Source organism: Ruegeria lacuscaerulensis (genome assembly GCF_013034745.1).
Classification (GTDB): domain Bacteria; phylum Pseudomonadota; class Alphaproteobacteria; order Rhodobacterales; family Rhodobacteraceae; genus Ruegeria; species Ruegeria lacuscaerulensis_B.
In genome coordinates this window covers 96,978-120,398 of record NZ_WQGP01000006.1, presented here as the reverse complement: position 1 = coordinate 120,398, position 23,421 = coordinate 96,978, and the positions used below count along the sequence as shown (strand labels likewise).

Genomic DNA, 23,421 nt, shown 5'->3' with positions numbered 1-23,421 from the left:
AGGGGTTGCATGAGTATCGAACGCAAAGTCTGGCGCATCTCAGGTGTATTGACCGTTCTGTTGTCTATCCTGCTGATCGTACTTTGGAACGCGCTGAACCATTTCGAAGGCGATCCGACGCAACTGCCCGATCAGGCTTCGGTCGAGGATTATCTGAAAGACCTTGAGACCGTGCCCGAATATCGCGTTAAAACCGGGATATTCATCAAGTCCTTTGTCTTTACCGGTGCCAGCGACGTTCATGTGACCGGCTATGTTTGGCAGCACTACAAGGATGGTGTGCATGATGCGATCAAACCGGCCAAGGATGAAATCGGGTTTGTTTTGCCCGATGCCTCGGACGCGGCCAGCGGGACGATTGAAGAGGCGTATCGCATTGATCAGGGCGACGAAGAGCTGATCGGTTGGTACTTTGAACAGACCCTAAGACAGAGTTTCGATTACACCAGCTATCCGTTCGACCACAAAACCGTCTGGGTGCGGTTCTGGCCTGCCAGTTTCGACACTGCCGTGGCACTTATCCCCGATTTCGACGCCTATCCTACCACAGGGCCCAAGGATATTTTCGGCATCGACAAGCGCATCGTCATGGGCACGTGGGAGCGTGAGAATACCTATTTCGACTATCGCCTCTCCGATCTGGGCACCACGATGGGCCTGAAGAATATCGACTTTCAGACCAATCTGCCCGAGCTACACTACAACTTTGTCATCAAGCGCAATTTCGGCAACGCGTTCATCGTGCATATGATCCCGCTGATCGTGGTGACGATGCTGCTGTTTGGCGCGGTGATGACCGTGACTCGTCGCCCCGAATTGGTCGAGAGGCATGATTTCAGTACCTCCAGCGTGATCGGTACCTGCTCGGTTCTGTTCTTCGTGATCCTGCTGGCCCATGTGCAACTACGCGAAGGCTTTGCCGGTTCGCCGGTGATCTACATGGAGTCGTTCTTTTTCCTGATGTATTTCCTGCTGCTGGCCGTGTCGGTGAACACCTATCTGTTTGCGTCCGAGGCCGTGCCATCCCTGCGGTTCATTCACTACAAGGACAACCTGATCCCCAAGGCCGCGTTCTGGCCCTTTGTTCTGCTGTGCATGGTGGCGATCACGGCCTACAACCTCAGCCTCAAGGCGGACCCCGAGGATGAGGCCGTGATCGAGATGCTTAACTAGGGGGCGTAAAACCCGGCTTTGGCGTGCCGGTCGCCATATCCAGCGTGTATTCCGCCACCACCCCGGCAGACCCATCGGCCCATTGGTCCAGATATTTGGTCGGATGCGCGATCACATAGACATAGGCGGGTTTCTTCACCCCATCCAGCAGCACATTGATCCGCTTGCGGACATAGACATTCTCGGGCGAGCCGGGACCGTGATACCCTTCGAGCTTGTCCAGATCCTTTAACCCCGAGGATGACACGCGATAAACCTCGCCCTGGATCGGTTCGCCTCTGCCTTTCTGATCGACCAGCGTGGCCATCCGGTGCAGATAGCCGCAATTGGGATTGTCGCAATGGGGTTCGTGCGGAACGATCAGTGGCATCCGTTGCCGCGTCACCGCCTGCCCGACGAAATCATCCAGCACTTCGGCATGGGCGTCGTGGTTGGGGAAGCCTTTCTTCAGCGACCCGTAGGTGAAATACAGATAAGTCCGCTCGCGGTCGTCGATCAGATCGTCTTCGTCCACCTCTTCGGGGGCGATGACCGTGTGCGCATTGGCCCAATCGTCCAGCATCGCCGCAATCTCGGGCTTTACCTTCCGCACGTCCCTTGCGTTCTTGGGATCGCGCAGGAAATTGATGCAGGAACTGGCGTCGATCCCCGGCGCGCCCAGTAGAACCTTCACCATCTTGGCCGAGTTGTTCATTACCGCCACATGTAGGCTGGTAAAGCCGTGATCGTTGGTGGCGTTGACGTCGATCCCGCGATCTATCAGCTCTTGCGCTGCTTCAAGGTCGGGCTTGCCAAGGTCTTGCCCGTTCTCGTGCAACTCGCCCTCACCACCGGCCGCATAGTGCAGCAGCGTGTCGCCATTGCTGTCATCGACGATGTCTATCCCAGCCATGCCTCGGTCGATGGCATCAAAGACGCGCCCCCATTGGGCGAACTCGTCCGAGGCCGCGGCCTCCTGCGCCCATTTGCAGATATTGTGCTCCTGATCGGCTAGTTCTTCGAAGGCTTCGTCCAGGACCTCCATGATCTGATCCGGGGTGGCCATCATGCCGATCCCCATCATGCCGTTCGAAAGCCGTCCCCGGCGCGGTCCGACGATATCGACCCCCAGATCCCGCAGCTTTTCGACATTGTTCTGGGTTGTGACATTGTTCCACATATTAGTGTTGCAAGCAGGGCAGAGGATCACCGGCTTGTTCCGGTACTGCCACGCCACAAAGACCGAGGTCAGCAGATTGTCAGCAATACCATTAGCGATCTTGCCCATCGTGTTGCACGTCACCGGCGCCACGATCACGCAATCTGCCCAGTCGCACAGCGCCAGATGCGAGGCCCGCAGGGGCATTCCGAACTCGGTATAGCGGAAATTCCACTCATCATCGTCGCGGTAGTAATCATGATGCGAGATGTAATCCTCGATCGTTTTGGGGCGCATGGTTCTGGGGCCGTCTGTTTCGTCCTCGACCTCGATATCGCGAAAGAATTTCTCGGCCGAGACGGATGGGATCAGCTTGACGTTATGGCCCGCATCCTTGATCCGTTTGACCAGATCCGGCACCTTATCCGCCGCCGAGGACCCGCAGGCACACAGCAGTACATTGCGCTTTTCGCTGGGCGCATCGGTCAGCCCGCCTTTGGGATAGCCGAAGATATTCTTGTCGAGGCTGGGGGATTCATGGCGCAGCAACACCGGCAGCCCGGCATCTTTGACGCTTTGCTGAAAACTGCCATCCAGAACAACATCGACGATATCCTTGCGCCGCCCCAGACATTCGCCCTGAAAGAACAGGTAGGGCGCGGTTTCCTTGCCGGTCATCATCGTCAATTGCCGCCGCATCTTCATCACGTTGGCCCCGTGGCCTTCGATGTCGATCAGACGGGCGGTGGTGATGCCGATATTGGCCAGCATACTGCGCAGCATATAGGACCACGGGTCCTCATCCGCGTAGAACAGCACGATCGGGTTCTCGCGCACGATCCGTTCCACATCAGTGGGGTCCTCGGGCGGCTCGTGTTCCTCGATCACCAGCATCGCAGGGTTTGACAGGTCACGTAGGCCGCGGAACAGATGCCCGCGCGGCGCTTGCCAGACTTGCGAGGTCGCGGGGCTCATATCCACCACGGTCACCAGATCGGTTGCCTCATCATAGGCGATGCACAGGCACCAGAATTCTTCCAGCAGCGCGGTCTCGCGATACACATTCGCAGGGGGGCGGATCACTTCGAACCCCAGCACGCGGTTGAAGTCGATATTGATCATCAAATGCCGGTCTTTTTCGATGTTCAGACTATGCAATTGAGCGCGAAACCACTCTTCCGGCGTTGGGTTCCCCTTTCCGGGGTGTTCGGCAAAGCTGCGGAAAGTGCTGCCCAAATGCACATCGGGGGATTGTCCCAGATAGCGCTGCGCCAGCAAGTGCATTTCCTTGGCCGTGGACACCCGGTTGAGTTTGTCGGTCAGATTGGTCTGCGTGGCGATCAACAGCTTGTCTTCATCCACCTGTTCATCCCCGAGGATGTTGAGGCTTTCCGCCAGAACCCCCAGCGAGTTCATGTTCGGGCTGGCCCGCCGGAACAGGTTGCGGCGTTTCTTGGGGTCTTTCGCCAGATATTCGGTGCTATCCACATAGTTGCAATCCTGTTGCAGCGTTTGCAGCGTTGTCTTCACAGCCTCGAGCGCCGAGAACCGCAAAATCCCCCGCGACCGCATCGAGGTTCCGTCGCGGTCGGACATGCCCGCCCATAGTCGGTCAATCGTCGTGACCCAAAGCTTGCCGTATTTCTCGGGGTGGACATCCATCATATGCACAAGACCGGTGCTGGGGTTGCATTTGGCGATGATCGCAAAATGCCCGCCCGGCATGTTCTGCTTGCCATGGGCCACGCCGACCTGAAAATTGGCCACCAGAATGTCGTTGTCGCCGCCCACCCGGTTGGATTCATCAATCGCCTGCAACAGCAACTCGACCGAGGTTGTGGCCTCATCCATGAAATAGGCCTGAACCTGTATCTTCTCACGCAGGTCCTGCGTGTTGATGAATGTGCAAGCGACGTCGTAGAGCTCGCCCAGCGAAATCCCGTCATTGACCACAAAGGATGTGGGCAAGGCGCATTCGCGGAAGATGTCGTTGACCTCGTAGCTGAACCCCAACGCCGACATGCTCAGCGCTGCCGCTGTCACGCTGCAACAGTTGATGGGTTGCTGAAAGTTGTGCAGATGCACGCTGACCAGATCCCCAAACAGGGTGTCGTAACAGTGTTTACGGATCGCAATAGGGATTTCCAGCCATTGGCTGCTGGACAAATAGGCCAGCCTGGTCCCCGCCGTGGCCAGCGCCTGAAGGCTGACGGGGATATCGAAAATTTCAAGATGTTCTTCATAGAAATAGTCACCGGCGTCAGCGGTGGCCAAAACCACCTCATCCTGCTGCAACTGGACCAGACCGGACAGAACAACATACATGCCTTCGGGTGGCAGGATGGTGTCGGCTTCAACCTCGAAGCACTCGAAATGCGGTTTGATGGGTTTGTCTTCCGATGCGGACAGGATCGCATAGATCACTGACCAGTCAGACTCGGATGGATTGAATGTACGGAAATTCTCAATCGGATCTTTAGGCACGCCTGTTCCCCCCTGAACGTTGGCTTCAATGCATTTCAGGACCGATGTCGGGATCAACCAGAACAGGCGCATTGGTCCGGTAATTGGGCGCAATGCGTTTCCCGACAGGGTCAGGGCCACGCGTGACGCGGAATTGGCGCGGACAAAATGGCCCAATAGCCTGCACCTTACCTTAGGTTAGGCGGAAAATCACGGAAGTATTTGGATAGTTGCATATCTACTCGGTATTCGTGTGGTCCGTCTAAAAGACGAAAAAACCGACATTATGACGGATCAATTTGCTATTTCGTCAAGATTGCCTCTGCGGATCGAACAACCGCGCCTTCATACTTTTCCAAAACACTTGAGGAGGCGCACTATGAGCTGGAATATCTGTGTCATCGGAGCAGGCAAGATCGGTCATATGATCGCCGCCCTGCTGAAATCGTCATCCAACTATTCGGTCACCGTGGCCGACCGCGACTTGTCGGCCCTTTCGGTGCTGAACCGGCAAGGTATCTCGACCCGGCAGATCGACGTCGGCGATGAAACGCAATTGGCGCAGGGCTTGGCGGGGTTTGATGCCGTGATCTCGGCCGCGCCGTTTTTTTTGACCCCGCAGATCGCCAAGGCGGCCAAAGCGGCAGGGGCGCATTACTTTGACTTGACCGAGGATGTGGCGGCCACCAATGCCGTGCGCGAACTGGCCGACGGCAGCGAAACCGCGTTCATGCCGCAATGTGGTCTGGCACCCGGTTTTGTCGGCATCGCTGGGGCTGCACTGGCGGCCGAATTCGACACGCTGGACAGTTTGCATATGCGGGTGGGGGCGTTGCCTCTGTTCCCGACCAATGCGTTGAAATATAACCTCACATGGTCCACCGACGGGTTGATCAACGAGTATTGCAACCCTTGCGACGCCATCGTGAATGGTGAGCGGATCAAGACCGCGCCGCTGGAAGATTACGAACTGCTGGGCCACGACGGGGTGGAATATGAGTGTTTCAACACCTCGGGCGGCTTGGGCACTTTGCCCGAAACGCTGGAGGGCAAGGCGCGCGCGGTGTCCTATCGCTCGATCCGGTATCCCGGCCATTGCGATATCCTGAAGCTGCTGCTCAAGGATCTGGGGCTGGAACGCCGGCGCGATCTGCTCAAGGATATTTTCGAGACCGCCCTTCCGCGCACGGATCAAGACGTAGTGCTGGTCTATTGCACAGCCAAAGGCATGATCGAAGGAAGCTTCCGCGAGAAATCCCTGATCAACAAAAGCTATGCCCGCAAGATCAACGGACAGGTCTGGAGCGCCATTCAAGTCACCACTGCCGCAGGCGTATTGGGCGTGGTCGATCTGATGCGCACCGGTGCGCTGCCTGCCAAGGGCTTTGTCCGGCAGGAACAAGTGGCCCTGTCCGATTTCCTGAACACCGAATTTGGCCAGCTTTATCGCGCTGGCGATGCAACCCAACAAAACAAGGCGGCCTAAGATATGAAAGACATCGTGATGAATGCGCAAACCACCCTTGCCAATCTGGACCTGACAGCGGCTGAGCTGACCGGCGGCTCGCTGACCGTGCGCTCGCCCATCGACGGCAGCCTGCTGGCCGAAGTGCATAAAACCCCGGCGGGCGACATGGAGACTGTGTTTGCCAATGCCAAAACGGCGTTCAATGCCTGGCGCACCGTACCCCCGCCGCGCCGAGGTGAGCTGATCCGCCTGCTGGGCGAGGAACTGCGCGCCGCCAAAGAAGATCTCGGCGCTCTGGTCAGTTGGGAGGCAGGCAAGATCACCTCCGAAGGGCTGGGCGAAGTGCAAGAGATGATCGACATCTGCGACTTTGCCGTGGGTCTGTCGCGCCAGCTATACGGTCTGACCATCGCATCCGAGCGCCCCGGACACCGGATGATGGAGACATGGCACCCGGCGGGGCCAGTCGGCGTGATTTCGGCCTTCAACTTCCCGGTTGCGGTTTGGTCGTGGAACGCGGCGATCGCGCTGGTTTGTGGCGATACGGTGATCTGGAAACCATCCGAAAAGACACCTCTGACCGCGATGGCTTGCCAGAAGATTTTCGAACGGGCACTGGCTCGGTTCGGTGATGCGCCGGATCACCTGCTGCAAACCCTGGTCGGCGGTGCCGCGCTGGGCGAGGCGTTGGTGGCCAGCGAAGATGTGCCGGTGATCTCGGCGACCGGTTCCACCCGCATGGGTCGCGCAGTGGCTCCTGTGGTGGCATCCCGCTTTGGCAAGTGTATTCTGGAACTGGGCGGCAACAACGCGATGATCGTTGGCCCCTCGGCAGATCTGGAAATGGCGGTGCGCGCAATTGTCTTCTCAGCCGTGGGAACAGCCGGTCAACGCTGCACCACGCTGCGCCGCCTGATCGTGCATAACTCGATCCGTGAGGAACTGGTGGGTCGTTTGAAAAAGGCCTATGCCGGTCTGCCCATCGGCAACCCGCTGACCGAGGGCACGCTGATTGGCCCGCTGGTCGATGAGACCTCGGGCGCCGCCATGACCGCAGCGTTGGACGCGGCCAAAGCCGAAGGGGGCACCGTGTTCGGCGGTCAGCGCGTCACCGAAGGCGTGCCGGATGGCGTCTATATGCAGCCCGCCATTGTCGAGATGCCCGACCAGACGGCCACCGTAAAGAGCGAGACCTTTGCGCCGATCCTCTATGTGATGGGCTACGACGATTTTGATAACGCCATCGAGATCCAGAACGATGTGCCGCAAGGCCTGTCGTCTTGCGTGTTCACCCTGAACATGCGCGAAGCGGAACAGTTCCTGACCGCAGCCGGATCAGATTGCGGTATTGCCAACGTCAATATCGGTCCGTCTGGGGCCGAGATTGGCGGAGCCTTTGGCGGAGAAAAAGAAACCGGCGGCGGGCGCGAAAGCGGATCGGACGCGTGGAAGGCCTATATGCGACGCCAGACCAATACGGTGAATTACTCGGCCGAACTGCCGCTGGCGCAGGGTGTGAAATTCGACATCTGATCGTTGTCCCGGCGGCCTTTTCGGAGTGTCGCCGGGATTAATCTGCAAACAGGTAGTCCAGACGCAGAATGCGTTCCGCAATGTCCGTCGTGGCGTTCAAAAACCCGGCAACAGCCACCGCATTATCGTCTTTTGTATTGGTTTCACGAATGCGGAAATAATCGTCCGAGGCAGCCGCGCGGATCATTTCAGATTCGTAGGCCAGCGAATGGCGCAGAGTGGGGATCAGGGGCGCGACCGTCTGTTCGGGGCTTTGCGCGCCTGCCAAACCGACCCGACGGGCGTGCCCGATCAAGTAATCGTCGGAATACTCGCACTCGACCTCAAGCACATGGGTACGCGCTTGATCGGCGCAGAAGTCCTGAACGATGTCCAGATTGGCTGGGTCAACGCACAGAACCAGCTTGTCGGTGTTGAAACTGTCGAACAGCATACCCACAATCGCCCGCCTGTGGCGTGAGCGTTTCAGCAAAGTGGTCTCGATCCCGCCCAGATCAGGTAACGCAGTGTCTTGTTCGTTGAACAGATATTCGACGCAGGCCATGTCAGTTTCCGAGACGATCTGATCAATCAACCGCTTGGCCACGTGCCACTTTTTGCACACCACCAGGTACAGGTCACGATCCGGGCCTAGCGTATTGGCGGCCTCCCAGAACCTTTGGCCGTGGCGACGTCCGACTCGGCCACGCCCGGTTAGGAAGCCGTAGAGATTGCGCCCCTCATCCGAGATCTGAAACTCCACCCCCTCAGCCGCGTAGAGCGCGCCAAGCCGGTCCTTCAGCTCATGCGCCTCGGGGCTGATTTTGCGGGCAAACAGGTAATCCTGCCCCAGCAACATGTCATAGTGGTCGTTGTAGAACGTGACCGGCATCCCGTAGTCCGAAAACATCAGGAAAGTGGGCGTTCTGTTCTCGATCTCGTCGCGGGGAACCAGGTGGCGGACGAGGGTCTGAAAGAAGGTCTCATCCGGAATCCATGTGGTCGAGAAGAACCGTTTCACGTCCGGCCGTTGGCGCAGGAATTCCAGGATCATCTCAATCGTGCGGCGGCGCAGGCACCACCATTGACTGCCGATCATCACTTGGATGTCTGCCGGAACATCGCGGGTCAGGCCAAAGCGTTTCTGCAATTCGTATGAGGTGTAGAACGACCAGCTTTGCGTGCGTTCGTTGAAGAAATGACGATAGATCAGCCGGTCTTCCTTCATCCCGGTCTTGATCCAGTTGCTGTCAAAGAAATCGTGGCTTTCGACAAAGTCGTGGTCGCGTTCGTCCAGAAAGTTGTGCGTGTACTCGGCCGTCTTGATCGCCATGCAATCGCCCGAGACCATGTAGAAATGCGTGGCGCGTGGAAAGGCTGTAACGGCGGCTTCGATCGCATTGAGGGTGGCCTGAACCAACGACCATTCCCCCCAGCCGCATTTGATGCGCTTTTTGGCAAAGGTGACGTTCGGGTTGCCCTTTAACGCGTCTTGAATGCGCTGAAAGGCGTCCTTGCTGGCGCGCGCGTCGAAATGGATCGCCATGCAATCGCCTGCGGCCGTCAGTTGTTCAGCCTGCGCGATGATCGCATCAGGGTCTTTGTGGCACAGCAAAATATAGGCAATCTTTGCCATTTGTTTCACAATTTCCGTTTCTGCCCGTTTGCAACCGTGATACTGAGGATGAGCGATTGAATAAACAGAATATTTTTGGTTCTCTGATTTGAAAATGCGGACAAGATTTCAAGGTTCTGATCCGCGCAGGAGGCATAGCAGATGGGTTTTCCCGGTACATGGATGACCGAGAGTGAAAGCATGGTGTACCGGGTGGTGCCGAAATGTGCCTGCTCGACCATTGGCCAGATCATGTACTACTCGGATCATGGCCGCTTCTTTGACGGTGATATCCATGACGCCAAGGATGGGATGCACAAATGGGCCTTTGATGGCAGTCAGGGGCCGATCTCGGACAATGTCAGGTCTCATGCGTCTTACGCGTTCACATGCGTGCGCAATCCCTACACGCGGATTCTCAGCTCGTTTTTTGACAAGATCTGCGGGATTCAGCGCAACGGCAAGCGCTATCGCGGCAATCTGGTGCCGACGCTGATCTATAATTATGGGATTGAGGTTGGCGGCGATGACGGCAAGGGTGAGTTCGACCAGATCGCCAGCTTCCGTCGGTTTTTGCTGTTCGCGCGTGATACGATCCGCTGGCGTAGGCCGATGGACCCCGATATTCACTGGTCGGCCATGTCAGGCCATGTCTCGACCTTTATCGTCAACGGCGGGCGCTATGACCGGATTTTCTGGACGGAAGCCTTCAACGAAGGGATGCAGGATGTCCTGAACCATCTGAACACGCCGCACTCTGTGGACCTGTCCCAGATCCCGCGCTTCAACGAATCCGAAGGGCATGGCCCCAAACGGGCGCACCCGGTCGAGGATTACTTTGACGATTTGTCGATGCATCTGGTCTATGAAATCTACAAACAGGATTTCGAGCTGTTCAAATACGATTTCGAGAACCCTGCGAACAAAATGCCAACCGGCGCGATTGATCTGGACGAGGTCCACGCCAAACTGGGGGATTGAGGGGCACTAGGTGCGTCGCGCAGAGGTGCATCTGCCTAGGGCAGGATTTGCAAGTCAGGGTCTGCTTTGAGCCCTAAAGTTACCAGATACTCAATTTGACACGTTGCCACAAATCGAGTTGCTTGTTCGCATGTTCATTTATCAATTCGTGCCGTCTGACACACTCGTTTTAATCCCTTCCCATCTTGGAAAATACAAATGCCTTTTGCTGATCGAGAGACCCGTTGGAGAAGAATTTCGACATGAATTAAGTCGGTTGTTGGTTAGTAGTGGATGCCTTTTTACCATGGCGTGGGGTTTGGACTGCTCTCTTTGGGATGACAGTGTAGACTATGCGAACATTGAAAAATTCGACTATCGCGGCATTCCTGATGATCAAGTCGTCATGACGACTTGGCATGAAGAGGATACACTAGAAGAAGTGCTCAGGTTTGCAAAAGTGGACGCCGTTGTTTCGTATGCAGATGAACCGCTTCACAATCTTCTAGTTCTCGACTTCGTAAAGGAAAATCGAGCCGAGCTCATCGAAGCAGCTTACAACCGAATAATCTAAAAAGCGAGAAGTTCATCGCTCGGCGAACGGCAGCAAAAGGTCCGCACAACAGAACAAAAAACGGCCCACCGTAAAGGCGGACTGTTTCCTGTTGAGCGGTGTCCAACTCAAACCTGACGCACAGCCCCTTTGGCCGCGCTTGTGGTCAGTTTGGCATAGGCCTTCAACGCCGTGGAGACTTTGCGTTTGCGCGGGGCGGCGGGCTCCCAGCCTTTTTCATCCTGCTCGGCGCGGCGGGTGGCCAGTTCTTCGTCCGAGACCGCCAGATGGATCGAGCGTTTGGGAATGTCGATCTCGATCTTGTCGCCCTGACGTACCAGACCGATGACACCACCCTCTGCCGCTTCGGGCGAGACATGGCCAATCGACAGACCCGAGGTGCCGCCCGAGAACCGACCGTCGGTCAGCAGCGCGCAGGCTTTGCCCAGACCTTTGGATTTCAGGTATGAGGTCGGGTAGAGCATTTCCTGCATCCCCGGCCCACCGCGCGGACCTTCGTAGCGGATGACGACCACGTCGCCCTCTTTCACCTTGCCGGTCAGGATGTCGTTCACCGCCTGATCCTGGCTTTCGCAAACATAGGCCGAGCCGGTAAAGGTCAGGCTGGCGGGGTCCACACCGGCGGTTTTCACAATACAGCCGTCGCGCGCGATATTGCCGAACAGAACGGCCAGACCGCCATCTTGGCTAAACGCGTGTTCCTTGGACCGGATCACGCCGCCTTCGCGGTCGGTGTCCAGCTCTTTGTAGCGGTTCGACTGGCTGAACGCCTGCGTTGTGCGCACGCCACCGGGGGCGGCCTTGAACAGGTCTTGCGCCTTGGGGTTATTGGCAACCTTGATGTCCCAATTGGCAATCGCTTCACCCATGGTGCCGGAATGTACGGTGCTGCACCCCTCGTGCAGCAGACCGGCGCGGCTGAGTTCGCCGAGAATCGAGAATATGCCACCGGCGCGGTGGACGTCTTCCATATGCACGTTCTCAGTATTGGGCGCGACCTTGCACAGACACGGCACCTTCCGGCTGAGTCGATCCATGTCGGACATGTCGAAATCCACGCCGCCCTCATGCGCGATGGCCAGCAGGTGCAGCACGGTGTTGGTCGAGCCACCCATGGCGATGTCCAGCGACATGGCGTTCTCGAACGCGTCAAACGTGGCGATTTCGCGGGGCAGGAAGCCCTTTTCGTCCAGATCATAGTGGCGCTTGGTGATCTCGACGATGCGGCGGCCTGCTTCAAGGAACAGCTCTTTGCGATCCGAATGGGTGGCTAGCGTCGAGCCATTGCCCGGCAGGGCCAGACCCAGCGCTTCGGCCAGACAGTTCATCGAGTTTGCAGTGAACATGCCGGAACACGACCCGCAGGTGGGGCAGGCATTTTCTTCGATGTGCTGAACCTGTTCGTCGGTGAACCGGTCATCCGCGGCAGCAACCATGGCGTCTACAAGGTCGATTTTCTTGGCGTCCAGATCGGCGATGTCGATCTTGCCGGCCTCCATCGGCCCGCCCGAAACAAAGATTGCAGGGATGTTCAGGCGCATGGCGGCCATCAGCATACCCGGCGTGATCTTGTCACAGTTCGAAATGCAAACCATCGCATCGGCGCAGTGTGCGTTGACCATATATTCGACCGAATCCGCGATCACCTCGCGCGAGGGCAGCGAATACAGCATCCCGTCATGGCCCATTGCGATGCCGTCATCCACGGCGATCGTGTTGAATTCCTTGGCGACGCCGCCGGCTTTTTCGACCTCGCGCGCGACCATCTGGCCAAGGTCTTTCAGGTGAACGTGACCGGGCACAAATTGCGTGAACGAGTTGACGATGGCGATGATCGGTTTGCCGAAATCGTCATCCCCCATACCTGTTGCGCGCCACAGGCCGCGGGCTCCGGCCATGTTACGGCCATGGGTAGAGGTTCTGGATCGGTAGAGTGGCATGACGCTGTTTCCCTATTGCCTCGGGTTGCATGTCTTGGGGTTCGTACGTTATAGCGCACGTATCACATGTGCGCTATAACGCACAAGAGGATTCGAAAGACGAACGACATGGCACCGGATGAAATAACGCTGAAACTGCGGGACGTGCGCGCGGCCTCGGGGCTGAGCCTGTCGAAGGTGGCCGAGATGACAGGCGTCAGCAAAGCCATGCTGGGCCAGATCGAGCGTGGCGAGTCCAGCCCGACCATCGCGACCCTATGGAAGATCGCCAAAGGGTTTCAGCTGCCGCTCAGCGCGTTGATCGGATCGTCCGTTCTGCGTGACCCGGCGGATGCCAGCCTGTTCCGAACCGTGACTTTCCCCGGCAGCATCGAGGTCAAGATTGTCTTTCCTTATGACCCCGCCCTGGGAGCCGAGACCTTTCACGTTGATCTTGCCCCAAACCAAAGCCACGAATCCGCCGCCCATGCCGCAGGGGTGACCGAAGAGGTATTTGTTCTGAATGGATCGCTTGAAATTCTGCGCGATGGCGAATGGGTGCCTTTGCGGGCCGGACAGGGGCTGCGTTTTGCCGCCGACTTGCCGCATGGCTATCGCGCCGGGCCCGAGGGGGCCGCGTTTTTGAATATGCATCACTACGCGCGGGTCGCATCCGTCTGAAGGTCTTAGAAAAGGGGCTCTAGTGGCAGATTTCATCACCTCACTCACGCTGGCGGATGCCATCGGGTCTTTCGGGGCGCTTGTCGTTGTGGCCGCGTATTTTGCCACTCAGATGCGGATGATGAATTCAGACGATCTGGCCTTCCCGATCCTGAACCTCGCCGGGTCCATCCTGATCGTGTATTCCCTGCTCGAGAATTTCAACCTCGCCTCTATGCTGATCGAGACATTCTGGATCTTGATCAGCCTGATCGGTATTGTGCAGTTTTTCCGCCTGCGCCGCACAAGGTAGCTGTTCTGCCGCCCATCCAGCCTTGAACCCGCATTCGCGCGCGTATAGGGAAAACGCAAGCGCGCGCAGCGGAGGCCCAGATGCAGGACGATCCGAAAACCCTCGTTTCCACCGAATGGCTTGCAGCCCATATGAAAGACCCCGATCTGCGGGTATTGGACGGGTCGTGGTACCTGCCGCAACAGCAGCGCGACGCCAAGGCTGAATATGATGCGGCCCATATCCCCGGTGCGCGGTTCTTTGATATCGACGAGATTTCGGATGCGCGGTCCGACCTGCCGCACATGGCTCCTCCGGTCGAGAAATTCATGTCGCGGATGCGGGCGATGGGTGTCGGCGACGGGCATCAGGTCGTGGTCTATGACGGCGCAGGCCTGATGTCGGCGGCACGGGTCTGGTGGCTGTTCCGCCTGATGGGGCAAGAGAACGTGGCCGTTCTGGACGGCGGCTTTCCCAAATGGCAGGCCGAGGGTCGCGAGATCGAGGATTTGCCTCCTGTGATCCGGGACCGTCACATGACAGTGCGCGTGCAGAACCATCTGGTGCGGGATGTGACGCAGGTCTCGGCCGCAGCCAAGCTGAACGATCACGAAATCATCGACGCCCGCGCGGCCGCCCGCTTTGCAGGCACCGCGCCCGAGCCGCGCGAAGGGCTGCGTTCGGGCCATATTCCGGGGTCGCGCAACGTGCCTTTTGGCGAATTGCTGAACAAAAATGGCACGATGAAATCGCCCGAGGAGTGCCGCGCCGTGTTCGAGGGCGCTGGCGTTGATCTGTCGAAACCCGCCATCACCTCATGCGGGTCGGGCGTAACCGCCGCGATCCTCAGCCTTGCGTTGGAACGCATGGGCAAGAAAGACCATTCGCTTTATGACGGCTCCTGGGCTGAATGGGGTGCCTTCCCGACCCTGCCCGTCGCAACCGGAGAGAACTGATGTTCGAGAACCTCAAACCGCAGCCTGCCGACAAGATCTTGGCGCTGATGCAGATGTACCGCGACGACCCGCGCGATCAAAAGATCGACTTGGGTGTGGGCGTCTACAAGAATGCCGAAGGCGTGACCCCGGTGATGCGCGCCGTCAAGGCCGCCGAAAAGCGCATTCTGGAAGAGCAGGAGAGCAAAGCCTATACCGGTCTGGCTGGTGATCCGGCCTATGCGGATGCGATGATCGGCCTGATCCTTGGCGATGCCGTGCCGCGCGGCAATATCGCTGCCGTGGCGACCCCCGGGGGCACCGGTGCCTGTCGTCAGGCGTTTGAGATGATCCGCATGGCCAACCCTGAGGCCCGCGTGTTCGTGTCGAACCCAACATGGCCCAACCACCTGTCGATCCTGAACTATCTGGGCATCGAAACCGTCCCGTACCGCTACTTCGACGGCGAGACGCGCGGCGTCGATTTCGACGGCATGATCGCCGATCTGAAAACGGCCAAGGCGGGCGACGTGGTGCTGCTGCATGGCTGCTGCCACAACCCCACCGGTGCAAACCTGAACATGGTGCAGTGGCAAGAGGTCGTGGACTTGATCAATGCGCAAGGCCTCGTGGCGATGATCGACATCGCATATCAAGGCTTTGGCGATGGTCTGGAAGAGGACGCGCAGGCGACTCGTCTAGTGGCCTCGTCGGTCAAGCGTTGCCTGATCGCGGCCTCCTGTTCCAAGAACTTCGGCGTCTACCGCGAACGGACTGGCCTGCTGATGGCGATCAGCGATGACGCGGCGCAGACATCGCTGAACCAATCGACGCTGGCCTTCCTGAACCGTCAGAACTATTCCTTCCCGCCTGACCATGGCGCGCGCGTTGTGACCACGATCCTGAATGACGACGCCCTGCGCGCCGACTGGGCGGCAGAACTGGAAGAGGTGCGCCTGTCGATGCTGGGTCTGCGCCAGCAACTGGCGGACGAGCTGCAACGCCTGACCGGTTCTGACCGCTTTGGTTTTGTTGCTCAGCACCGAGGCATGTTTTCGCGCCTGGGTGCTGCGCCGGAACTGGTCGAGCAACTGCGGGTCGATCACGGCATCTATATGGTGGGCGACAGCCGGTTGAACATCGCCGGTCTGAACGCAACGACGGTGCCGATTTTGGCTAAGGCGATTGTTGACGTCGGCGTCTGAGGCCCTTTCAAAATCAAGCAAAGCCGCGCTTTCCTGCGCGGCTTTCTTTTTTGAAAAACAAAAAACCGGGCGCGAACGCCCGGTTTTGATTTGAATACTCTCGAGTCTTAGCCCTTCGAGAACTCGGGGTAGGCTTCCATACCCAGCTCTGCCATGTCGAGGCCGTTGATCTCATCCTCTTCGCTAACGCGGATGCCAACGGTGGCTTTCAGGATACCCCAGAGAACCAGTGCACCGACAAAGGTGAACACACCGTAGGCCGCGATACCCAGCAGCTGAGTGCCCAGCGAGGCCTCACCATAGAAGATCACGGCGATGGTGCCCCAGATGCCTGCGAACAGGTGAACCGGGATGGCACCGACAACGTCGTCGATCTTGAACTTGTCCAGCATCGGAACCGCGAATACTACGATGATGCCGCCAACCGCACCGATCCACAGCGCGCCGAACAGGGTCGGGGCCAGGGGTTCAGCGGTGATCGAGACCAGACCGGCCAGCGCGCCGTTCAGCACCATGGTCAGGTCAGGTTTCTTGTACAGAACTTGCGTCAGGATCAGGGCTGCTACAGCACCCGAGGCTGCGGCCATGTTGGTGTTGGCAAAGATGCGCGACACGTCCGATACGTCACCCACGGTGCCCATCGCCAGTTGCGAGCCGCCGTTGAAGCCGAACCAACCCAGCCACAGGATGAACGTCCCCAAGGTGGCCAGCGCCAGGTTCGAACCGGGCATCGGGTGCACTTTGCCGTCCTTGTACTTGCCGATACGCGGGCCAAGGATGATTGCACCGGCCAGTGCCGCCCAGCCACCGACCGAGTGTACTACGGTCGAGCCTGCGAAATCCGAGAAGCCAGCCTCAGACAACCAGCCGCCGCCCCACTGCCACGAGCCCGAGATCGGGTACAGGATACCAGTCAGAACAACGACGAAGATCAGGAAGGGCCACAGCTTGATCCGCTCGGCGACGGCACCTGACACGATCGAGGCGGTTGCCGCAACGAATACAAGCTGGAAGAAGAAATCCGAGCCGATCGAGGCATAGTCAAGCGCCGCTGCATCGGAACCAATACCCACTGGATCAAGCACGGTCGGACCACCAATGGCAAAGAAACCATTGAAGTCGCCGGGATACATCGTGTTGAAGCCGACCAACCAATACATGATCGCCGCTATGGAAAAGAGCGCGATGTTTTTGATCATCTGCATCGCCACGTTCTTGGAACGCACAAGGCCGCCTTCCAACATGGCAAACCCGGCCGCCATGAAGAAGACCAGGAAACCGGCCATCAGGAACAGCAGAGTGGTGAAGATATAGCCCACGTCCTCCATCGAAGAAGGCGGGTCATTCGCGAATGCAGCCGCCGGAAAGGCGACCAGCACAGCGGCTGTGGCGAGAATTCGGTTTAGTTTCATTTGATATCTGTCCTTTTACGGATTGGCGCGGATTACAGCGCTTCCTCGTTGGTTTCCCCGGTCCGCACGCGCAGGGCCTGCTCGACGTCGAGGACGAAAATCTTGCCGTCGCCGATCTTGCCGGTCTTGGCGGTTTTGGTGATGGTTTCGACGATCTGATCGGCCATCGTGGCGGGCACCACGATCTCCAGCTTGATCTTGGGTACGAAGTTCACGGCATATTCTGCGCCGCGATAGATTTCTGTGTGACCCGATTGCGAGCCGAAGCCCTTGATTTCGGTCACCATCATGCCGCGCACGCCTGCTTCGGTCAGTGCCTCGCGCACCTCCTCGAGCTTGAACGGCTTGATTGTCGCAATGATCAGTTTCACGTTGATCCCCTCTGCTTCCCCGGTCTGTCCGGCTTGTTTGCACTCGCAGCAAAAAAGCGTGCTCGGGTGCTGTAGGAAACGTCCCGGGTCTGCGAAGAGGGGGAAAATTGTGGCAAGGTGCACAATTTTTGCACAAATAATGCAAAACGATTAAAAATTATGCATTCAAGAGAGGGAATTTACCAGTAATTCTGACCTCAACTTCATCGGTACGGCAGGGTATGGTTCGTCAAAACGATAATCGGGCAGAGTTCGGAAATGACTGAGTCCAGGCGCCGCAAGACCCCTCTGGTCGCGGATAAAAGATACCCGTCCAAGGGCCGCAAGCCCAAGACGACCAAGCGCGCGGCCAAGCCAGCGGGCAAGAAATCTGTTGCGCGCAAAACCACCTCGCGCAAGGCCACGCGTAAGAAAACACGAAAGAAATCCGGTGGCGAGGGTGGCGGAATCTTCCGCCGGATGTTCCGCTGGCTGTGGCGTCTGGTCTGGGGCGTGACCTGGCGCGTTGGGGCTGTGTGTGCGCTGCTATTGGCGCTGGCGATCGGCGTTGTCTACTCAACGCTGCCCAATGTCGATTCGCTTTTGGACGGTCGCGCGCGCGGTTCGGTCACGATGCTGGACCGCGATGGTAAGGTTTATGCGTGGCGCGGGGATCAGTTTGGTGGGGTCATCACCGCCGATACCGTGTCGCCGCATCTAAAACACGCGGTCATCGCGACCGAGGACAAACGCTTCTATCGCCATTTCGGCGTCAGTCCCCGTGGCGTTGCCAGTGCTGTGCGCATCAACCTCAGCGAAGGGCGAGGGCCGTTGTCGGGCCATGGCGGGTCGACCATTACCCAGCAGACGGCCAAGCTGTTGTGTCTTGGCGTGCCCTACGATCCCGCCGAGTGGGAGTCCGAGGCCGCGTATGAGGCGGATTGCCGTCAGGGTTCGCTCTGGCGCAAGGCAAAAGAGGCCGTCTATGCGATGGCGATGGAGGTCAAGTATTCCAAAGACGAGATTCTGACCATTTACCTGAACCGCGCTTTCCTTGGGGCCGGTGCCCGTGGGTTCGAGGCTGCCAGCCAGCGTTATTTCGGGATCTCGGCGGCCGAGGTTTCGCCGTCCGAGGCAGCGATGTTGGCAGGGTTGCTGGTCGCGCCCACACGCTATGCTCCGACGAACAACCTGCAACGCTCGCAGGATCGGGCGCGACTGGTCGTCGGGCTGATGGAGGACCAGGGATACCTGTCCACCGCGCAGGCTAGCGAAGCCCGCGCGCGCCCGGCAGTTTTGTCGGATGCTGCTGCTGCCCGCGCAGGGGGGTATTTCGCCGATTGGGTCATGGCCAGCGGACCTGAATTCTTTACCCGTAATACGACCGAGGATGTGGTGATTCGCACCACGCTGGATCAGCGCATCCAGACATCGGCAGAAGAGGCGCTGAAATACATCTTTCAGGAAAAGGTGCGCGAAGGGTCCAAGGCGCAGGCCGCCATTGTTGTGATGTCGGCCGATGGGGCGGTGCGCGCCATGGTTGGCGGGCGCAAGACCCGCGTGTCGGGGGCGTTCAACCGCGCCACGCAGGCGCTGCGACAGACCGGGTCATCGTTCAAGCCGTTCGTCTATGCCACGGCGCTGGAACTGGGCTATTCGCCGTTGGATACGGTGATGGACGAGCCTTACTGCATCGATATCCCCGGCTCGGGCCAGTGGTGTCCCAAGAATTACACCAACAAGTTCTATGGTCGGGTGACACTGGCGGATGCCCTGAAGAACTCGTTGAACATCCCGGCGGTGAAAGTGGCCGAGATTTCAGGGCTAGAGAATGTGCGCACCGTTGCCAGCGAATTCGGTATCGCCAGCGATCTGGCCGAAGGCCCGGCACTGGCATTGGGCGCGTCTGAGAGCACGCTGATCGAGATGACGGGCGCCTATGCGGGTATTTTGAACGGAGGCTCTGCGGTTGAACCTTATGGCCTGACCGAGCTGAAGCTGTTGGGTGACGATACCCCTGTCATGGTGACGACAACCGGTATTGGTGAGCGTGTCATAAATGACAAGGCGGCCAAGCAACTGACCTGGATGATGGAGCGTGTGGTGTCCGAGGGCACCGGTGGGCGCGCCAAACTGCCGGGGTGGCAGGTGGCAGGCAAGACCGGCACCACGCAGGCGGCGCGGGATGCTTGGTTCATTGGCTTCACGGCGGATTATGTGACCGGTGTCTGGATGGGGTATGACGACAACACGCCGCTGTCTGGCGTCACAGGCGGCGGCCTGCCCGCCGAGATCTGGAAAGAGACGATGGTGCGCGTGACCGAAGGGATGACACCCACCCCACTGCCCATGCTGGCCCCGGACCCGCCGGTGCGAACCGAACAGCCTCGGCAGCAGCGCCGCAGGCAGAACAACGGGTTTGAGAAGGCCATCAACAACCTGCTGAACAATATATTCGGCAACTAAGTCACAAAAAAAGGCGGTGCGCTGGGCACCGCCTTTTCTACACGTGGTGAGGCGAAATCAGACGCTTTCGTTCAGTGCGGCCAGAATGGCGTCGCCCATTTCTGTGGTCGAGACCGGCTCAACGCCCTCTTCGGCCAGCAAGTCGGCGGTGCGGACACCATCGGCCAGAACCTTCTCGATCGCGGCTTCCAGGCGATCGGCCTCATCCCCTTGGTCAAAGCTGTAGCGCAGCGCCATGGCAAAGCTCAGGATACAAGCAATCGGGTTGGCCTTGCCCTGACCCGCGATATCGGGGGCCGAGCCGTGGACGGGTTCGTACATCGCCTTGGGGCGGCCGTTGGCCATGGGCGCACCCAGCGAAGCGGATGGCAGCATACCCAGCGAACCGGTCAGCATCGCCGCGCAATCCGACAGGATATCGCCGAACAGGTTGTCGGTGACGATCACGTCAAACTGCTTGGGTGCGCGCACCAGCTGCATCGCGCCGTTATCGGCATACATATGGGACAGCTCGACCTCGGGGTAGTCCGCTGCGACACGGTCCACGACCTCGCGCCACAGGATGCCCGATTCCATCACGTTGGCTTTCTCCATCGAGCACAGCTTCTTGTTCCGGCGCATCGCCAGTTCAAAGGCCGAGCGCGCGGCGCGTTCGATCTCGGACTCGGTATAGCGCTGGGTGTTGATGCCTACACGCTCATTACCTTCGTTGAAGATGCCGCGCGGCTCGCCGAAATAGACACCCGATGTCAGTTCGCGCACGATCATGATGTCCAGACCGGCGACGATGTCTTTCTTCAGCGACGAGAAATCCGCGAGTGCGTCAAAGCACTGGGCCGGGCGCAGGTTGGAAAACAGGTCCATTTCCTTGCGCAGGCGCAGCAGGCCGCGCTCGGGCTTTACGCTGAAATCCAGATCGTCGTATTTCGGGCCACCCACGGCGCCCAGCAGAACCGCGTCCACCTCTTGCGCCTTGGCCATGGTTTCGTCCGTCAAAGGCGTGCCATGCGCGTCATAGGCGGCACCGCCGACCAGATCCTCGCTCACGTCAAAGTGAAGGCCGCGTTTTTCGCCGAACCAGCCGATGATTCTGCGCACTTCGGCCATAACTTCCGGGCCAATTCCGTCTCCGGGCAGGATGAGGAGCGAGGGGTTGGACATGAAAGGTCTCCTTGCGTTTCGTCGCACAGGCCCTAGCGTCTGCATCGCATCGGGTCAATGAGACGATCCCGCCAAACCACGAGGAAAACACATGCTGACACCCGGAAACCCGGTTCCCGCACTGAAAATTGAAACCGTCGCCGGTGGGGACTTCGATCTTGAGCGCGACAAGGGCGAAAACGGCACGTTGGTGATTCAGTATCGCGGGTTGCATTGCCCGATCTGCATTCGTCAGATGGGCGAGGTCGAAGCGGCGCTGGATGACTTTGCCGAACTGGGGATCGAGGTGGTGATGATCACCACGGACACCGCCGAGCGCGCTGCTGAAACGGTTGAAAAAGCGGGCGTGTCGCGCCTGCGTGTGGGTCACAGTCTGCCTATGGCCGAGGCGCGGGAAGACTGGGGGCTGAACATCTCGGAAGGACGTGAAGGGACTGCAGAGGCCGCGTTCTTCGCCGAGCCGGGACATTTCTACATCTCGCCCGACCGCAACCTGTATTTCGCCTGGCAGCAGACCATTCCCTTTGCACGCCCCGCCATTGCCGATATTGCCGGAGGCATCAAATTTGCGCTGAACAACGGCTATCCCCCGCGCGGCACCTATACCGGTGCCCTGTAGGTGGTGGTAGATGGACCTTCTGGATCAGCCAGAGGGCCCAAATGCGTCCGAAAAGGCGGCGCGCAGCCATTCGACCGTGACCTGAACCCGTTTGTATCCGACTGTGTCGGGGTTGAGATAGAGGTTCAGGCTTCGGTTAAATTCGGGCCGGCCTGTGCCCACACGCACCAGATCGTTGCGCCCTTTGGCCAGACACATCGGCAACAGACCCTTGCCGACCCCTGCGGCGACGGCTGAAACCAGAACGCTGGCATCGGTGGCGGTGACGCGCATGGTTTCGGTACTTTTGCTCAGCCGCTCGACAGCCCGGCTGATGATCGGGCGACTTGCTTCTTCGTCAAAAAAGGCGACCCAATTGGCAGGGGGTGTGTCCAGATGCGCCGCACGGTATACGGCATATGGCACCTGACCAAGCGTAACGGTGTATTCCGCAGCTTCGGGTGGAACCTCGAACCACATCTGGATCGATGCTTCACCCGAGACACGCGCAGACGGTGCGCGGGTCATCAGTCTCAGATCCAGCCCCGGATTGGTGGCCAGAAAGCGATCCATGCCGGTCATTGCCAGCCGTTGCATTGTCCATGAATTTCCAACCAGCCGCATCACGCCTACGGCGCTGGCCTGCGATTGCGAAATCTGGTCGGTCATCTGGTGATAATGTGCCTCGATCTGTTCGGCCTGCCGGATCGCGATGACGCCCGCCTCGGTCGGGACAAAGCCGGATTTAGAGCGCACGAACAGGATAACTCCCAGCTCTTTTTCAAGCGCAGTCAGACGCCGCCCCATCGTCGTCGCGTCGACGTCAAGCGCGTGCGCCGCGCCGGTCAGTGAACCGGCCCGACCAATGGCCAGAAGCACTTTCAGATTGTCCCAATTCATGTCAGTTACCTGCAAAATTGCATGATCTTGATGCAGTTTAGTGCCTTTTTGTCAGCAGAAATCAAATCTAAATTCAGGCAATCCAGAAGAGGCACTGCACTTTCCAAAGTTCACAGTGGGTTACGAGTTTTCTTTTTGGGGTGTTGGGGTCTGTTCTAGATCCCGTGATAAAGGACAAGTGAATGCAAGTTTTTTCGAAAGTTTGGACTACGGCGGTCTGCCTGACATTTGTGGCGGCGTGCAGTCAAACCGAGGCTCCGCAGCCCATTCAGGCTGAGCCGATTTTCAACAAGTATGGTGACGTTATCGGATGCTCGGACGGTTCATCACCCGCAGGTACGGCAACCGAGCCCTGTGTGCCGCCGCCGCCTCCACCGGAAGGCTGTGATGATTCCTCGGTTGCTGGAACGGCGTCTGTTCCTTGCACCCCTCCGGGGGAAGAGCGTGACCCAAGCGACAGTTCGACATCCGGCGGTGGGCGTGACCCTGACGGAGGGCGCGATCCAAGCGACAGCACCTCGACCGGAGATGGGCGTGACCCAACGGGGGGGTCGTCCGCACCCGGCACGCCGCGCACGTAAGTTTTTCGATTTATAAGTCTGTATAGTAACGAGTCTGTC

19 protein-coding genes are annotated in these 23,421 nt (G+C 58.6%); 12 read left to right on the top strand and 7 right to left on the bottom strand.

Features of this window, described 5'->3' with window-relative positions; all coding sequences use genetic code 11:
- The first annotated feature begins 9 nt into the window (after positions 1-9).
- On the top strand, positions 10-1,173 hold the full coding sequence (locus GOV79_RS13280; protein WP_170790135.1) for a hypothetical protein: 1,164 nt from the start codon (positions 10-12) through the stop codon (positions 1,171-1,173).
- Here the strand turns inward: GOV79_RS13280 and GOV79_RS13275 are convergent.
- Positions 1,166-4,951, bottom strand: coding sequence for a flavoprotein (locus tag GOV79_RS13275; RefSeq protein WP_170790134.1), 3,786 nt, complete (start codon positions 4,949-4,951; stop codon positions 1,166-1,168). The genes GOV79_RS13280 and GOV79_RS13275 overlap by 8 nt on opposite strands.
- 202 nt (positions 4,952-5,153) lie before the next feature.
- Between GOV79_RS13275 and GOV79_RS13270 the strand changes: the two genes are divergently transcribed.
- Both GOV79_RS13270 and amaB read left to right on the top strand, forming a co-directional pair.
- Positions 5,154-6,260 (top strand): saccharopine dehydrogenase family protein, encoded by a 1,107-nt coding sequence (locus GOV79_RS13270; protein ID WP_170790133.1) that lies wholly within the window; start codon positions 5,154-5,156, stop codon positions 6,258-6,260.
- Between the two features lie 18 nt (positions 6,261-6,278).
- Positions 6,279-7,775, top strand: coding sequence for an L-piperidine-6-carboxylate dehydrogenase (gene amaB / locus GOV79_RS13265; RefSeq protein ID WP_170790293.1), 1,497 nt, complete (start codon positions 6,279-6,281; stop codon positions 7,773-7,775).
- A 37-nt stretch (positions 7,776-7,812) separates the two neighbouring features.
- On the opposite strand, the gene GOV79_RS13260 is transcribed toward amaB, so the two are convergent.
- Positions 7,813-9,390 carry a DUF5928 domain-containing protein gene (locus tag GOV79_RS13260; RefSeq protein WP_170790132.1) on the bottom strand — a complete coding sequence of 526 codons (1,578 nt, stop codon included), beginning with the start codon at positions 9,388-9,390 and terminating at the stop codon, positions 7,813-7,815.
- A 141-nt stretch (positions 9,391-9,531) separates the two neighbouring features.
- Between GOV79_RS13260 and GOV79_RS13255 the strand changes: the two genes are divergently transcribed.
- Together GOV79_RS13255 and GOV79_RS22685 are read left to right on the top strand one after the other, a co-directional pair.
- Positions 9,532-10,350, top strand: coding sequence for a sulfotransferase family protein (locus GOV79_RS13255; RefSeq protein ID WP_170790131.1), 819 nt, complete (start codon positions 9,532-9,534; stop codon positions 10,348-10,350).
- Between the two features lie 130 nt (positions 10,351-10,480).
- Complete coding sequence (locus GOV79_RS22685) at positions 10,481-10,903, top strand: DUF7684 family protein (protein WP_456239030.1); 423 nt, start codon at positions 10,481-10,483, stop codon at positions 10,901-10,903.
- 107 nt (positions 10,904-11,010) lie between these two features.
- On the opposite strand, the gene ilvD is transcribed toward GOV79_RS22685, so the two are convergent.
- The gene (gene ilvD, locus GOV79_RS13245; RefSeq protein WP_170353840.1) at positions 11,011-12,843 is read right to left on the bottom strand and encodes a dihydroxy-acid dehydratase; all 1,833 of its coding nucleotides are present in this window, start codon (positions 12,841-12,843) and stop codon (positions 11,011-11,013) included.
- A gap of 108 nt (positions 12,844-12,951) precedes the next feature.
- Between ilvD and GOV79_RS13240 the strand changes: the two genes are divergently transcribed.
- The 4 genes from GOV79_RS13240 to GOV79_RS13225 all read left to right on the top strand — a co-directional run bounded on the left by GOV79_RS13240 (position 12,952) and on the right by GOV79_RS13225 (position 15,914).
- Positions 12,952-13,503, top strand: coding sequence for a helix-turn-helix domain-containing protein (locus tag GOV79_RS13240; protein ID WP_170771112.1), 552 nt, complete (start codon positions 12,952-12,954; stop codon positions 13,501-13,503).
- Between the two features lie 22 nt (positions 13,504-13,525).
- A complete protein-coding gene (locus tag GOV79_RS13235; protein WP_170786337.1) occupies positions 13,526-13,795 on the top strand; it encodes a CBU_0592 family membrane protein in 270 nt (89 codons plus the stop codon).
- An 80-nt stretch (positions 13,796-13,875) separates the two neighbouring features.
- Positions 13,876-14,730, top strand: a complete 855-nt coding sequence (sseA, locus tag GOV79_RS13230; RefSeq protein WP_170790129.1) for a 3-mercaptopyruvate sulfurtransferase — start codon at positions 13,876-13,878, stop codon at positions 14,728-14,730.
- The gene (locus tag GOV79_RS13225; RefSeq protein WP_170790128.1) at positions 14,730-15,914 is read left to right on the top strand and encodes an amino acid aminotransferase; all 1,185 of its coding nucleotides are present in this window, start codon (positions 14,730-14,732) and stop codon (positions 15,912-15,914) included. Before sseA ends, GOV79_RS13225 begins: the two co-directional genes overlap by 1 nt.
- A gap of 107 nt (positions 15,915-16,021) precedes the next feature.
- Here the strand turns inward: GOV79_RS13225 and GOV79_RS13220 are convergent, their stop codons facing one another.
- Both GOV79_RS13220 and GOV79_RS13215 read right to left on the bottom strand, forming a co-directional pair.
- Complete coding sequence (locus GOV79_RS13220; protein WP_170771102.1) at positions 16,022-17,326, bottom strand: ammonium transporter; 1,305 nt, start codon at positions 17,324-17,326, stop codon at positions 16,022-16,024.
- A gap of 32 nt (positions 17,327-17,358) precedes the next feature.
- The gene (locus GOV79_RS13215) at positions 17,359-17,697 is read right to left on the bottom strand and encodes a P-II family nitrogen regulator (protein WP_058273036.1); all 339 of its coding nucleotides are present in this window, start codon (positions 17,695-17,697) and stop codon (positions 17,359-17,361) included.
- 258 nt (positions 17,698-17,955) lie between these two features.
- On the opposite strand from GOV79_RS13215, the gene GOV79_RS13210 reads away from it, so the two are divergent.
- Positions 17,956-20,142, top strand: coding sequence for a transglycosylase domain-containing protein (locus GOV79_RS13210; protein ID WP_170790127.1), 2,187 nt, complete (start codon positions 17,956-17,958; stop codon positions 20,140-20,142).
- A 57-nt stretch (positions 20,143-20,199) separates the two neighbouring features.
- Here the strand turns inward: GOV79_RS13210 and leuB are convergent, their stop codons facing one another.
- Positions 20,200-21,303 (bottom strand): 3-isopropylmalate dehydrogenase, encoded by a 1,104-nt coding sequence (gene leuB / locus GOV79_RS13205; protein ID WP_170786345.1) that lies wholly within the window; start codon positions 21,301-21,303, stop codon positions 20,200-20,202.
- A gap of 91 nt (positions 21,304-21,394) precedes the next feature.
- Between leuB and GOV79_RS13200 the strand changes: the two genes are divergently transcribed.
- On the top strand, positions 21,395-21,922 hold the full coding sequence (locus tag GOV79_RS13200; RefSeq protein WP_170786347.1) for a redoxin domain-containing protein: 528 nt from the start codon (positions 21,395-21,397) through the stop codon (positions 21,920-21,922).
- Positions 21,923-21,946: 24 nt separating this feature from the next.
- On the opposite strand, the gene GOV79_RS13195 is transcribed toward GOV79_RS13200, so the two are convergent.
- A complete protein-coding gene (locus tag GOV79_RS13195; protein ID WP_170771093.1) occupies positions 21,947-22,801 on the bottom strand; it encodes a LysR family transcriptional regulator in 855 nt (284 codons plus the stop codon).
- Between the two features lie 182 nt (positions 22,802-22,983).
- Between GOV79_RS13195 and GOV79_RS13190 the strand changes: the two genes are divergently transcribed.
- Entirely contained in the window at positions 22,984-23,382 is a 399-nt protein-coding gene (locus GOV79_RS13190; RefSeq protein WP_170771090.1) for a hypothetical protein, read from the top strand.
- Positions 23,383-23,421 lie beyond the last annotated feature (39 nt).

Excerpts from the sequence above, each read along its gene's own strand:
- GOV79_RS13280 (WP_170790135.1), top strand. The coding sequence starts at position 10 with ATGAGTATCGAACGCAAAGTCTGGCGCATCTCAGGTGTATTGACCGTT.
- GOV79_RS13270 (WP_170790133.1), top strand. The coding sequence starts at position 5,154 with ATGAGCTGGAATATCTGTGTCATCGGAGCAGGCAAGATCGGTCATATG.
- amaB (WP_170790293.1), top strand. The coding sequence starts at position 6,279 with ATGAATGCGCAAACCACCCTTGCCAATCTGGACCTGACAGCGGCTGAG.
- GOV79_RS13260 (WP_170790132.1), bottom strand. The coding sequence starts at position 9,390 with ATGGCAAAGATTGCCTATATTTTGCTGTGCCACAAAGACCCTGATGCG.
- GOV79_RS13255 (WP_170790131.1), top strand. The coding sequence starts at position 9,532 with ATGGGTTTTCCCGGTACATGGATGACCGAGAGTGAAAGCATGGTGTAC.
- GOV79_RS22685 (WP_456239030.1), top strand. The coding sequence starts at position 10,481 with ATGTTCATTTATCAATTCGTGCCGTCTGACACACTCGTTTTAATCCCT.
- ilvD (WP_170353840.1), bottom strand. The coding sequence starts at position 12,843 with ATGCCACTCTACCGATCCAGAACCTCTACCCATGGCCGTAACATGGCC.
- GOV79_RS13240 (WP_170771112.1), top strand. The coding sequence starts at position 12,952 with ATGGCACCGGATGAAATAACGCTGAAACTGCGGGACGTGCGCGCGGCC.
- sseA (WP_170790129.1), top strand. The coding sequence starts at position 13,876 with ATGCAGGACGATCCGAAAACCCTCGTTTCCACCGAATGGCTTGCAGCC.
- GOV79_RS13225 (WP_170790128.1), top strand. The coding sequence starts at position 14,730 with ATGTTCGAGAACCTCAAACCGCAGCCTGCCGACAAGATCTTGGCGCTG.
- GOV79_RS13220 (WP_170771102.1), bottom strand. The coding sequence starts at position 17,326 with ATGAAACTAAACCGAATTCTCGCCACAGCCGCTGTGCTGGTCGCCTTT.
- GOV79_RS13210 (WP_170790127.1), top strand. The coding sequence starts at position 17,956 with ATGACTGAGTCCAGGCGCCGCAAGACCCCTCTGGTCGCGGATAAAAGA.
- leuB (WP_170786345.1), bottom strand. The coding sequence starts at position 21,303 with ATGTCCAACCCCTCGCTCCTCATCCTGCCCGGAGACGGAATTGGCCCG.
- GOV79_RS13200 (WP_170786347.1), top strand. The coding sequence starts at position 21,395 with ATGCTGACACCCGGAAACCCGGTTCCCGCACTGAAAATTGAAACCGTC.
- GOV79_RS13195 (WP_170771093.1), bottom strand. The coding sequence starts at position 22,801 with ATGAATTGGGACAATCTGAAAGTGCTTCTGGCCATTGGTCGGGCCGGT.
- GOV79_RS13190 (WP_170771090.1), top strand. The coding sequence starts at position 22,984 with ATGCAAGTTTTTTCGAAAGTTTGGACTACGGCGGTCTGCCTGACATTT.